12 protein-coding genes and 1 tRNA gene are annotated in these 13,090 nt (G+C 38.2%); 3 read left to right on the forward strand and 10 right to left on the reverse strand.

The genetic code is table 11. The annotated features are described in order from the left end of the window. Positions 1-88 precede the first annotated feature (88 nt). From IO68_RS17790 to IO68_RS33775, 9 genes are all read right to left on the reverse strand, one after another. Positions 89-1,276, reverse strand: coding sequence for an HlyD family type I secretion periplasmic adaptor subunit (locus tag IO68_RS17790; RefSeq protein WP_019384905.1), 1,188 nt, complete (start codon positions 1,274-1,276; stop codon positions 89-91). After that, the gene (locus IO68_RS17795) at positions 1,273-3,414 is read right to left on the reverse strand and encodes a type I secretion system permease/ATPase (protein ID WP_023012384.1); all 2,142 of its coding nucleotides are present in this window, start codon (positions 3,412-3,414) and stop codon (positions 1,273-1,275) included. The genes IO68_RS17790 and IO68_RS17795 overlap by 4 nt, the downstream gene beginning before the upstream one ends. Then, entirely contained in the window at positions 3,411-4,946 is a 1,536-nt protein-coding gene (locus tag IO68_RS17800) for a TolC family protein (RefSeq protein ID WP_023012385.1), read from the reverse strand. The genes IO68_RS17795 and IO68_RS17800 overlap by 4 nt, the downstream gene beginning before the upstream one ends. Before the next feature lie 307 nt (positions 4,947-5,253). Further along, positions 5,254-6,000 (reverse strand): LPS export ABC transporter ATP-binding protein, encoded by a 747-nt coding sequence (gene lptB, locus IO68_RS17805; RefSeq protein ID WP_004880651.1) that lies wholly within the window; start codon positions 5,998-6,000, stop codon positions 5,254-5,256. Further along, a complete protein-coding gene (lptA, locus tag IO68_RS17810) occupies positions 6,000-6,548 on the reverse strand; it encodes a lipopolysaccharide transport periplasmic protein LptA (RefSeq protein ID WP_023012386.1) in 549 nt (182 codons plus the stop codon). The genes lptB and lptA overlap by 1 nt, the downstream gene beginning before the upstream one ends. Then, positions 6,532-7,083, reverse strand: a complete 552-nt coding sequence (gene lptC / locus IO68_RS17815; RefSeq protein ID WP_007479989.1) for an LPS export ABC transporter periplasmic protein LptC — start codon at positions 7,081-7,083, stop codon at positions 6,532-6,534. The genes lptA and lptC overlap by 17 nt, the downstream gene beginning before the upstream one ends. 38 nt (positions 7,084-7,121) lie before the next feature. Further along, positions 7,122-7,661, reverse strand: a complete 540-nt coding sequence (locus IO68_RS17820; RefSeq protein ID WP_004880658.1) for a KdsC family phosphatase — start codon at positions 7,659-7,661, stop codon at positions 7,122-7,124. A 3-nt stretch (positions 7,662-7,664) separates the two neighbouring features. Continuing rightward, positions 7,665-8,642: a KpsF/GutQ family sugar-phosphate isomerase gene (locus IO68_RS17825; protein ID WP_023012387.1), complete on the reverse strand. Its 978-nt coding sequence runs from the start codon at positions 8,640-8,642 to the stop codon at positions 7,665-7,667. A 238-nt stretch (positions 8,643-8,880) separates the two neighbouring features. Beyond that, complete coding sequence (locus IO68_RS33775; RefSeq protein WP_152514788.1) at positions 8,881-9,339, reverse strand: hypothetical protein; 459 nt, start codon at positions 9,337-9,339, stop codon at positions 8,881-8,883. A 310-nt stretch (positions 9,340-9,649) separates the two neighbouring features. On the opposite strand from IO68_RS33775, the gene cysS reads away from it, so the two are divergent. Both cysS and IO68_RS17840 read left to right on the forward strand, forming a co-directional pair. Further along, entirely contained in the window at positions 9,650-11,071 is a 1,422-nt protein-coding gene (cysS, locus tag IO68_RS17835) for a cysteine--tRNA ligase (RefSeq protein ID WP_023012390.1), read from the forward strand. Between the two features lie 65 nt (positions 11,072-11,136). Next, positions 11,137-11,212, forward strand: a tRNA-Gly gene (locus IO68_RS17840). Positions 11,213-11,273: 61 nt separating this feature from the next. On the opposite strand, the gene IO68_RS17845 is transcribed toward IO68_RS17840, so the two are convergent. Beyond that, positions 11,274-12,323, reverse strand: coding sequence for a glycerophosphodiester phosphodiesterase family protein (locus tag IO68_RS17845; RefSeq protein ID WP_023012391.1), 1,050 nt, complete (start codon positions 12,321-12,323; stop codon positions 11,274-11,276). A gap of 240 nt (positions 12,324-12,563) precedes the next feature. On the opposite strand from IO68_RS17845, the gene IO68_RS17850 reads away from it, so the two are divergent. Then, positions 12,564-13,028 carry a copper resistance protein NlpE gene (locus tag IO68_RS17850; RefSeq protein WP_004880667.1) on the forward strand — a complete coding sequence of 155 codons (465 nt, stop codon included), beginning with the start codon at positions 12,564-12,566 and terminating at the stop codon, positions 13,026-13,028. The last annotated feature ends 62 nt before the right edge of the window (positions 13,029-13,090 follow it).

The raw sequence follows: 13,090 nt of genomic DNA on the forward strand, positions 1-13,090 counted from the left end.
TAAAAAATAAGTATAAAAAGATAATTATAACTTTATCGACTGAAATAAAAAATCCTCGCATGATGCGAGGATTCTTTGATAGGCAAAATTAACGCTCTCGGAGTGCCTCTTTTGCTTTATTAAATGGTTTAAGTAAATAATCCATAACTGTTTTTTCACCAGTACGAATATCTACTGTAGCGACCATACCCGGTGTAATACCGAATGCTTTACCTGATTTATTAAACAATTTATCAGAGTCGGTACGGATATATACACGGTAATAAAACTGATCTTGCTTTACTTCATCTCGAATCGTATCTGGGGATATAACCGTTACCTTTCCGTTTAAACCACCATAAATCGAATAGTCATAGGCCGTAACTTTCACTAGGGCTTCTTGACCTGGACGAATGAACGCAATATCACGCGGTGAAATTCGAGCTTCAATCAATAACTTGTCTTCTAGCGGTACAATGGTCATTAACTTACCATTTTGGGGAATTACACCACCAAGAGTAGTTACATCAATTTCCTTAATAACCCCTCTTACAGGTGCTTTGAAAACTGCACGTTGTAGACTGTCACTACGGCCCATAACCACTTGTTGTTGCGTTTGAATATCTGTATTCGCCTTGGACAATTCTTCACGAGCTTTTACATAATATTGGTTACGCGTGTCGTTCATTTTATTTTGTAAATCATTTGCTTCACGTTTTAAACGTAAAACTTCAACTTCACTCGCAGCACCTTTAGCAACAAGAGGTTCTGTCATCACTAACTCTTGTTGAACCAATTGCAGAGCTTGTCGATAACCTTCTAATGATTGCTCTAAATTCTCGCGGCGTGAATGATAAAGTGCCGTTTCTTCTTTAACCAATTTTGGTTCTTTTAATACATCATCAGGAAAGAGCAAAGGCGTTCCATTCACTTCTGCACGTAACCGAGCTGCTGTAGCTTGTGCTGAAACCAATAAAGACTTCGACTCGCCGACATTTGAAGCAAAACGCGTTTGATCGAGTTGAGCTAGGACTTGACCTTTCTGGACAATATCACCTTCTTGTACATCGAGCTTAGTTAAAATACCACCTTCTAAAGACTGAATAATCTGTTCTTTTGAAGAGGGAATCACCTTCCCTGTACCCGTAGAAACTTCTTCTAAATTAAAAAACCATGCCCATGCCAAGAAAATTGCTAACCCAATACACACAATCCAAATAACAAGTGTTGCACGCGGTAAAGCAGGTTCTCTATAGGTCACATTCATTGAACGGTTATTGACTGGTTGTTCGCTCATGAATCTTCCCCTTTAATAATTTGTTTTTGTTGACCTGCTGATTGATTTAATACTTGTTCACGCGGTCCATCCATAACGACTTTTCCGTCATTCATTACAATAATGCGATCAACTAACTCTAAAACAGCACGGCGATGCGTTGCCACAACCAATGTACGATGAGCTAACCAACCTTTTAAATGATCAATTAATTGTTTTTCAGCAATATCATCAATTGCCGCAGTAGGTTCATCCAATAACAAAATATTTGGTTGACGAATTAAAAGACGTGCTAACAGCAATGCTTGCTTTTGACCACCAGAGAAACCCACACCACCCTCCAGCACCAAATGGTCTAGACCCTCTTTTTTCTCCTGCACAAATCCTAAAGCACCTGTCACTTTTAACGCTTTTAAAATATCTTCATCACGTGCGAGCGGAGCGCCTAAAGTTAAGTTTTCACGAATTGTGCCATAGAACATATGGGCATTTTGGTTTAACAATGCTGCATCACGACGTACATCCGCAGGATCAATTAAGCTAATATCTAAATTATCTAAATGTACAGAACCACTTGCTGGTGATTGCATACCAGCCAAGAGTTGCAACAAGGTCGATTTACCTGCCCCATTTCGACCTAAGATTGCTATTTTCTCACCAGCTTTAATTTTCAGCTGACGAATTGCCAAGATCGGACGAGAGTCCTCCTCCGTATATTGGAACATCACATTTTTGAGTTCATAGTCGCCATTGAGGACTTCTTTATGTACGAGATGTGCTTGATCGGGTTGATCAACTGGCTTTTGCATTAACTCATCAAGACTTTTCTTCGCGACCTTCGCTTGCTGTAAACGTCCTAAAATCCCAGTGATTTGAGAAATCGGCGATAACATACGTGATGACAAAATCGAACAAGCAACTAAAGCACCCGTTGTCATTTCACCTTCCATTACCGCAAAACACCCAACCAAAACGACTGCTGCATAAGTCAAACCTTGAATTTTTTGTGTCCATGCTGTCAATATGCCAACGATCTTACGTTGCTGCATACTAATATCAGCAGATACTTCATTCATGTGATTCCATTGGTTTTGGAAACGAGATTCAGCTCTTAATAACTTAATATCTTCAATACCTTGAACAGCTTCAACCAAGATCGCATTACGAATCGAAGATTCGCGCATCCCTTCTTGTGCAAGTTCTGCTAGTTTCTTCTGTACCAAAATACCCGGCAAAATCATGAGTGGTACAACCAGTAACATTACCCAAAATAAGTTACCGCCAATAATGGCGAATATGACTAAGAACAGAAAGAAGAATGGTAAATCTGCAATTGCGCCCATCGTAGTTGAGGTTACAAGATCACGTACGCCTTCTAACTCACGGATCTGAGAAATAAAGGTTCCTGTAGACTTTGAACGTTCACTATTTTTAATTCTTAACGCATGACCAAAAACCCGATCTGAAATTCTTAGATCAGCACGTTTACCAATAATATCTGAAAGATAAACACGGGCAACACGCAACACGAACTCAAATACAGCTGCAATTAATACACCACCAGCCAGAACCCAAAGCGTCGGTACTGATTGTGAAGGTACAACTCGGTCATACACTTGCATTGAGAAAATAATCGTTGCCAGAGCTAAAATATTTGCCATTAATGAGGCAAACATAATATCGACATATCGCTTCCAATCTTGTAACACAATTGACCAGAACCAACTCGGTTCATACGGTTTGATGTATTCATCAATACGTGCATCTGGAACTGACTTTTCAGGACGCAGAATATATACATCTTTAACAATATGCTTGAGTGCACCAACCGCAAATTTCTGTGATAAACCCTGATCACCACTTAATTGGACACTAACATTTCCATCTGAGTCAGCTTTATCAATAACACCGACTTGCCCATCTTTAAGCTCGATAATGACTGGCAAACGCCAAGGATTAATCACGTCATTTGTAAACCGAACCTTACAAACATTCAAACCTACCTGCTTGCTCATTAGCAGCAAGATGTCGTCTAAATTTTGATTTTGATTCCAATCCAACTGTAATCGAACACGTTCTTCTGAAGGTTCTATTCGATAATGTTTGGCAATAGTTAATACCGCTTGTAACCACGGCTGATAGTTTATTTTTGTCATCATGGCTGAACTTCAAACCCCTGAATTGAAATATTATTTAAGTCGTAGGCTTGACGCGAACGTCCTGTGGTCGCAATGTATTGAGCAATACTGTTGTAAATATCATAACGTGCTGATTCTAATTCTGAATTTGCACCGTGAATTGCTTGTTCCGCATTTAATAAATCAACAAGTGAGCGTGTTCCTAATTTATATTGTTCCTGATAAAGCTCTCTCGTTCTTACAGTTGTAGCTTGGCGGCTAATCAGCACCTGCATTTGTCGTTGTTTATTTTCGATCTGTTCCCGACTAGTCCGAATCTGATCGAGTACTTGTAAATACACCGCATTTACCTGTGCTTTAGCAGCTTCTTCAGCAAAACTAGCGGCACGAATTTGGGATGATGTTGCTCCTCCTTGATAAAATTGGCTACTTGCTTCAAGCATAATGGCACTATCAAATCCGCCATCTTTATTGTTGTTTGGATTTACACCATGCAATGCCTGACTTAACTCACCTTTAACAGATAATGTTGGATATCGGCTTAATTGAGTCTGTTGTTTTTGTGAACGTGCAACAATGATACCAGCCTGTGCTGCTATCATTTGAGGAATGATATTGAATTGTGGTGCAGCGTAAAGATCTGATTGCTGAACTAAATCCTCAGGAATTGTCCATTTCACATTGCTGGCATCGAACCCAAGCAACGTCGTTAAATGCTGCTGATATTGACCCAGTAAAGATTGTTGGGCAATTAATGCGGATTGTGCAGATTGTAAATAAGATTGAGCTTGTACTGGATCGGCTTGGCTACTAATCCCAGCATTGGCTCGTAAATTGGCCATTTCTTGAATGCGTTTAATCCCAATAATTTGCTGATCTGCAATTTGAATGAGCTTTTTATAACGTTGAATATTAATGATAGTCTGAGCAACATCTAAGGAAATATCATCAATCTTGACTAAAACATTGGCTTGCTCAACTGCCAATTTGGCTTGCTCTGTATTTACCCCAGATTTAACTTTACCAAAATCATAAAGCATTTGGGTGGCATTTAAGGCGAGAACTTGTTGTCCCCTTGAGGTTTTCTGAGTTAGATCGCCAGTATTTACACCCCCTGTTATTTGAGGATAATACCCTGCTTTGGCAACATCGATATTGGCATTTTGAGCAGCTAAAGTTGCAAGGGTTTGAGAGATTTCTGGGTTGCGTTGTACAGCAATTTGTACAGCATCTTTCAACAACTTGCGCTGGCTCTGCCATAGTGCAGCAGGAACAACCTCAACTGGACGACCACTTCCAACAACAGGTAAGGCATTGGTTGATGGATTGACCGAAAAATTGCTTAATTGCTGCATATTCGCAGTTTTAAAATCATCACTACTTTTCGGAGCAATCAGCTGAGATAAGTTGTTTTTTAAGGCATGGTATTTTTCACTTGGTGTTGCAGCATGTGTGATCGGGACTGAAAACGTTACCGCACATATCACCCATTTGAAATCTATACATAACTTACGTGTTCCATCATCTATATCTAAATCTTTTTTAATGCTCATATTCTTTTCAGATTGTTATGTTTTAAAAGCCCATTCATTCTACTCATTTTTAAAAGAAAAACACTATGCTCTAAGGACTAATTCCCACTTACTTAACTGTTTGTTTTTTGTAAAATAGTTCACACTTTCAAGTTTTCTTTTTATTCAAAACTCAACTACTTTTCATGATCAATTAAATTAAAATCAAATAGATATGTTAAAATCCACCAGTTAAAAAGAATTATAAATCATGTATCTATACGATATCCCATTCATTTGTATAAATAAAAAAAGAACCCAAAGGTTCTTTTAAAAATCATGTCAAAGTTTAGACAACGAAATCATCACCAAGATAAACCTTACGTACTTGCTCATTATCCAAGATTTCTTGAGGCGTACCTTCTGCAATCACAGAACCTTCACTCACGATGTAAGCCTTTTCACAGATTGCTAAAGTTTCACGGACATTGTGATCTGTAATCAAAACACCAATTCCACGATCTTTTAAGGTCTGGATAATATCTTTAATATCGCCGACTGAAATCGGATCGACACCAGCAAAAGGCTCATCAAGCAACATAAACTTAGGGTCTGCCGCTAAAGCGCGTGCAATCTCTGCACGACGACGCTCACCACCAGAAACACTCATGCCTAATGAATCTTTAATATGATTAATTTTAAAATCATTTAATAATTCAGTCAGTCGATCCTGACGTTGTTGCTTATTTAAATCTTTGCGTGTTTCCAAAATCGCCATGATATTTTCAGAAATCGTTAACTTTCTAAAAATAGAAGCTTCTTGGGGTAAATAACCAATCCCCTTGCGTGCACGCTCATGCATCGCAAGGTCAGATAAATCTAAGTTATCTAAATGAATCTCACCCTTGTCCATGCGAACCAGTCCAACGACCATATAGAAACTTGTCGTTTTCCCCGCACCATTAGGACCAAGTAATCCTACAATTTGACCACTTTGCATCGTAAACGAAACGTCTTTAACAACCCAACGTTTACTATAGTTTTTCGCTAAATGTTTAATACATAGCGTTTGAGGTTGCTGCGCTGATTGATCCATTAATCACGTGCCCCTGGGAAACTTTTCGAGCTTGATGGTGGAATAATAATTTGCACACGATTTGATGAAGAACCTTGAGCTTCTACATCACCTTTATTCATACTGTATTTCAAACTATTACCACGAATGCTTGATCCATCTTGGGATAAATAAGCTTTCCCAGTCAATGTAATAATGCCTGAGTCAGCGTTATAAACGATAGTTTGGGCCTCGCCACGCGCTAAACCCTTATTCGAATCAACTTGTTGCTGGAATTTAGCAAGCTGACCTTTAGCCGTAATCGTCTGAATTTCTTTTTTGCTATTCAACGTTGCAACAATCGAGTCAGCCTGTAGCTTCATCGTCCCTTGTTCAATCACAACATTACCCGTATAAGTCGTTATACCAGTCCGATCATTATATGTTGCACGATCTGCGACTAAAGAAAGCTGTTGGTTACGATCAGATGGTAAAGCGAAACTAGAAGCAGAAGATAATACAATCGCTGCAATACATGTTGCTTGTTTTAGGAAAGTTGAACGATTTTTAGAATTAAGAATTTGGCGCATACTTTCCTCGAACTTTGAAAAATTCATATTGACCATTATTTAAATTTGCTTTGAGACCTTGGCTCACAAACTCAGAGTTTGGAGACTGAACAGTGACTTGATGCTGTGTTTCGAGTTGACCAGTTTTCGGATAACCCGTTAATTCATCAGTACGAAACTCTAATTTGTTGCCCTGTTCAGATAACTTAGTTGCAATCACATCGCCTAAAAGCACAATCTTTGAATTGTCATCAAAACCATTTGCTTGCTTAGAATAAAAAGTCGCATCTGGTTTACCTTGCTTATACATCACAGCATTTAATTGATCTAAACGCGAAGTCTTTTGCTGCATGTCTTGCTGTAATTGTTTTATCTCAGCACGGATATATAAATTACCCTGCTCATCAGTTTGTGTAAGATGAACACCCTGAGCCGAATAAGTCATATTTTTTGCTGAATCTACATCCAGTTTTTTTGCTTTGCCACTGTAATAATAATAGCCGCCACTCAAAGCAGCGACTAATACAGCGACAACATATAAAACTTTGGTATCCATAAACAGGGTTACCTAACCTTTGGGCAATTCATTCTATATTAATGTGGTGCAGCAACGTATTTTGCAAGTAGCTCTTGGTAAACACCTTTTGCCATTAACAACATATCGCATACTTCGCGGACCGCGCCACGACCACCCATTGCTTGAGTCACTAAATGCGCACGACGACGAACTTCTTCGTGTCCATTTGGTACGGTAATACTCATACCCGCAATTGCAAAAGCTGAAAGATCAGGCCAATCATCACCCATATATAGGCAGTCTTCAGGCAAGATATTCAACTGTGCACATGCTTCTTTCAAAGCGACGCCTTTGTCTTCACGACCTTGGAAAACGAGATCTACACCTAAGTCTGACATACGTTTTTCAACAATATTACTTTTACGCCCAGTGATAATAATCACCTTCATACCAGCTCGTTGAGCCAACTTCATGCCCAAACCATCACGAATATCAAATGATTTAATTTCATCACCAGAGTTCGTTAGTGTTACAAAGCCATCGCTTAAGATTCCATCCACATCAAGCACTAAAGCTTGTAAATGACGTGCTTGTTCTTGTAAAGCATATGATGCCATGGCTTAATTTACTCCCGCCTGAATTAGATCATGCATACTAATGACACCAATGACTCTATTGGTCTCATCAACAACAACGAATTGATTAATTTTTCTCTCATGCATTTTTTCCAATGCTTCAACCGCACGGGCTTCAGGAGAAATCGTCAATGGATTTTTAGTCATCACCTCAGAAACAGGCAAGTTCACATCAAAACCTTGCTGATGATCAATCATTCGGCGTAAATCACCATCAGTAAAAATACCTAATAACTGATCTTCATCATTCACAATCGTCGTTAAACCGAGACGTTTATCGGAAATTTCATATAACACCTTATTCATCGGTGTTTCAGGTTTTACTTTAGGTAACTCTGCCCCTGTATGCATTAAATGCTTCACATGTAAAAGCAAGCGTTTCCCTAATGCACCAGCAGGATGCGAACGAGCAAAATCATCAGCAGTAAATCCACGAGCTTCCAACAATGAAACAGCAAGTGCATCGCCCAGAACTAATGTGGCCGTGGTACTAGAAGTCGGTGCTAAACCTAAAGGGCAAGCTTCATCTGCCGAGCCCAATGTTAATGCAACATCCGCGTTTTGTGGCATTGGCCCTTTATCATCACGACTAATCGTAATTAATGGCACACCTAAATGCTTAATAAGTGGCATCAACATCATGATTTCATCACTCTTACCTGAGTTTGAAATTGCAATCAGGACGTCTCCACGCACTAGCATACCTAAATCACCATGCCCTGCTTCACCAGGATGCATGAAAAAAGATGGTGTTCCAGTTGAAGCAAATGTAGCCGCCATTTTACGGCCAATATGACCAGATTTGCCCATGCCTGTTATAACGACACGACCTTTGCACTGCAATAAAATTTCACATGCATGATCAAACCGCTCATCAATCTGTGTTGCAAGCACTTCTATAGCTTGTTGCTCAATACGCAAAGTTTCCAATGCACTTTTCTGAAAATTTATAGCTTGTGACATGTGAGTTTGACTCAAAATAATGCTCAACATACTTAAGCGTAGATGATTTTAATCAAAAGAATTGCGGAGATTCTAGCATAAGTGTGCGTTATCCACGTTTCTAAATGTATAAGATTTCGTAGAAAATGGAGAGAGATTGAACTCACAATAAACAGAGCTATAGGAACAGTAATAGCCATTGATACTCTGTGAAAATAATTTCTTTCTTATCCATATATACCTCAGCAAAATGAGATAATTATTCAGTTTCTCTCGTTGTTTCCACAATAGTTAGATTTTCTGTTTTTTGAACTTTTTGCTGTTCTTCAAACTGCTTGTAATCATCTTCTGTAGGAATATAGGCATGAGCTGCTTGTTCAGAATGCTCTATCTCAACAGCATCCTCTACATCTTCAATATGAGTTTGCTCAAATGATGAATTTTCCTCAGAGTGTTCAATCATCTGTGGCTCCTCAGACTCATTTTTAGTTATTGCTAAAAAGATTGATATTCCAATGACAAAAATAAAAGTAAGGGTTACAACTTTCAAAATAGAACCCAAACACCCTCTTTTATTTCTTTGTACTTCAGTTGCAATAATAAAACCTTGACCACAATTCTTGCAGTTAAATCTTGCCACACCGATGTCTGATTTACTTGGGGTATAGCGAGTCTGTTTACTATTGCAATTTGGGCATATTGGTCTTGAGTCACTCATTATTTTTCTCTACTAGATAACCTTAAACAAATGTATTAATTCGTTTAATTTCACTCCTACATAGTAATTCATGTCAATAAGTATTAGTCATGGATGATAAACTTAACAACATGTTATTTTACTCGAACCAAAAGTTTTAAGGCTCATTTATAAAAAAAGTATACCTTCATCTTTCCCCCATAAAATACCCATTCAAATCAATCAATTAAAAAATATATTCCACCATCATCTTTTTTTTACTGATAACTTTATGAAATATGGTGCATACGTTATGATATAACGCTAATTTTGTAGAGTGTTTAAAACCCTTATGCAACCTTTTGTTCTATATAACTCTGAGCAACGAAAAAAAGTTGAATTTGTCCCACGTAAAGAAGGTCAAATCGATATCTATGTCTGTGGTATGACCGTATACGATTACTGTCACATTGGACATGCTCGCGTTATGGTTGCATTTGACTACATTATTCGTTTTTTACGTAGCCAAGGCTGGAAAGTACGTTACATCCGCAACATCACAGATATTGATGACAAAATCATCGCACGTGCAAATGAAAATGGTGAAACGATTCAACAACTCACTGCACGCTTCATTGATGCTATGAATGAAGATGCCTCTAATTTAGGCTGTGTTGCACCAGATGAAGCCCCAAAAGCAACTGAATATATTGATCAAATGCAAAATATGATCAGCACTTTAGTTGATAAAGGCGCTGCATACCCTGCAACAAATGGCGATGTATATTTTGAAGTGACTAAATTTGATAAATATGGTCGCTTATCTGGTCGTAAACTTGATGATATGCAAGCAGGCGCATCTGAGCGTGTTGATGTCGAAGTAGAAAAGAAACATCCTTTTGACTTTGTACTTTGGAAACATGCAAAAGAAAATGAACCAGCGTGGGCTTCACCTTGGGGTAATGGTCGCCCAGGTTGGCATATTGAATGTTCTGCGATGTCAACTTGCTGCTTAGGTAATCACTTTGACATTCATGGCGGTGGCTCAGATCTTATGTTCCCTCACCATGAAAATGAAATTGCACAAAGTGAGGCATCGACTGGTGAACAGTATGTAAATTACTGGATGCATGTTGGTTTCATCAATGTAGATGGTGAGAAAATGTCTAAATCACTAGGCAACTTCTTCACTATTCGTGATGTGATGGAAAAATTCCATCCTGAAGTCATCCGCTACTTTATTGTTTCATCGCATTACCGTAGTCCTGTGAACTTTTCTGATGTCGCTTTAAAAGAAGCTAAAACTGCATTGAGCCGCTTCTATCATTCATTTAAAGCCTATCAGCAAGTGTACGGACAAAAAACTGTTGAAACTTTAGAGCAGAGTTTTGTTGAACGTTTCAATAACGCAATGCGCGATGATTTTAATACGGCTGAAGCAATGGCTGTGTTATTTGAATTGAACAAAGAATTAAATCGTGCAGTAAAAGAAGAACAAGTTGAGCAGGCAACTGCTCTCTATTCAACTTTACGCCAACTGACTAACATTCTAGGTTTGGTTCAACATGATGTAGATGAGTTTCTCAAATCAGATATTGGTCAAGAGGCACTCACACTTTCTGATACGGAAATTGAAGATTTCATTCAACAACGTGTTGATGCAAAAAAAGCTAAAGACTTTGCAAAGGCAGATGGTATTCGTCAATCTTTGTTAGACCAAGGTGTGGTTTTAGAAGATACTCGCCAAGGAACAATTTGGAGACGTGCTGATTAATTCAGCATTTAGCATATTAGAGAGTTGACAGTTTTATGAAACTCTCTATAATGCACATCCATATTGCGGGAATAGCTCAGTTGGTAGAGCATAACCTTGCCAAGGTTGGGGTCGCGAGTTCGAGTCTCGTTTCCCGCTCCAAAATTTTAAAAAGCCACTTAAGAAATTAAGTGGCTTTTTATTTTCAAATATTTATAGATCTCTAGTATTCAGCTAGCGCCTCTTTTGCTGTTGCAGGATCATCTACAAACACACCATCTATACCAGCATCAAAAAACATTTTAAGCTGTTTTTTCAATCCCGATGGGCATCTCTCTGAAAGTACGCTGCTACATCTAAATGCAGTAGGTAAATTATTATTTTCAGGTGCAAATGACCACGGCTGCACTTCAAGTCCAACCCCATGCGCTATACTGACAAAGTTGCTCGCCTTCGTTGAATTGTCTCTAAAAATAGCATTCTTGTTCGGCCCAACCACATCAGCATATACTGCATAGGCAGGCAAACTTGCAAGATTTACAGCATCATACAGCGGGCCTAAATCATTAAGTAATTGTAATAACTTCACTCTCTTGAGTGAGCTATGCGTTGTATTTAGTTTAGTACGTACCAATTTCAAACTGATTGGATCAAACGCCTCAATATAAATAGGTGCAATGTCTCTGGTATATTTGTACCTTGCAAGAGTATTTAAAACTTTACTCTCTACTGGAAGCCCCACTGCTGTAAAATACGCAGGAGTTTTCATTTCAATATAAATCCCGGTGATTTTCCCCGTTCTATTATAGTTTTGCTCGGCTATATTAATCACTTCATCCAGTGTAGGTACGTTATATAAGTCATCATAAGCTGTATTTTCAGGCCGTGTATTTGGGCCACGTTCATGTACTTTTAACATTTTGATTTCACTGAGCGTAAAATCCTCACTAAACCAACCTGTGTAATACTTTGCACCAACGAGCTTACTGGTTTTTCTATTTGCAAATTGGCTAAAACTGCTCACATTGGTTGTTAAACTTAGCTCATTTTCATGTATGGAAATCAGTGCTCCGTCCTTAGTGGGAACAATATCAGTTTCGATGAAATCAGCCCCATCCTTAATGGCTCTTTGATATGAAGGCAATGTATTTGCAATAGCAAATGAAGGCGCACCTGCATGACCGATCACCGCAATTTCCTTGGCTTGGCTAAATACGCTATAACCACAGAGTGCACCTATTAAAAATAGTCGATTTAAAACATTAATACTCATAATTTACCTTCTTTATTTTCTTTATTGAATGCGTGGCTTTTGTTTGTTTACGTTGAATACCCTTACAACCTGAAACTAACAATAAAAAATTACAAATCAATGAACATTATTAAGAAAATATTTATATTGATTTTTTCACGATTTACCAAAGGTTAAATAACGCTTACATTCCTTCACTACCCTTTTCTTTTTAAATTTCATAACTTAGGACACAAGTATTTTTAATAGGTTAAATCTAAAATGAAAAAATCAATTATTGCACTCTCTCTTGCTTCTATATTTTTAGTGGCTTGTAGCAAGACAGACAACAAAAATAATCAAGAGCAAGCTCCAACCGCAACGAGTGAAGCAGTTGCCGTTGATAGCGCTCACACTGCCGAAAACTCTTTAGACTGGAATGGCACTTATAAAGGTGTTCTACCATGTGCAGATTGTGAAGGTATTGAAACAGAGCTTGAACTTAACGCTGATAAAACCTATGAGTTAAAAGAAACATACCTTGGCAAAGGTGACGGTAAAGCATTTGAAAGTAAAGGTAGCTTCCAATTCGATGCGAACAACACATCTGTTATCGAGCTAGATAAAACTGGCGATAACCGCAAATATTTCGTTGCTGAAGGTTATTTAAAAGCACTTGATATGGAAGGAAATGAAATTACAGGTGATTTAGCAGAAAAATATGAGCTTAAAAAAGAAGCTGAATAAAGTTTAATAGAAAGCTCACCTAAATAAAGGTGAGCTTTTTTATTTCTAATAAGCCAATAAAA

It is taken from the genome of Acinetobacter sp. COS3, from assembly GCF_000475335.1.
GTDB lineage: Bacteria > Pseudomonadota > Gammaproteobacteria > Pseudomonadales > Moraxellaceae > Acinetobacter > Acinetobacter venetianus.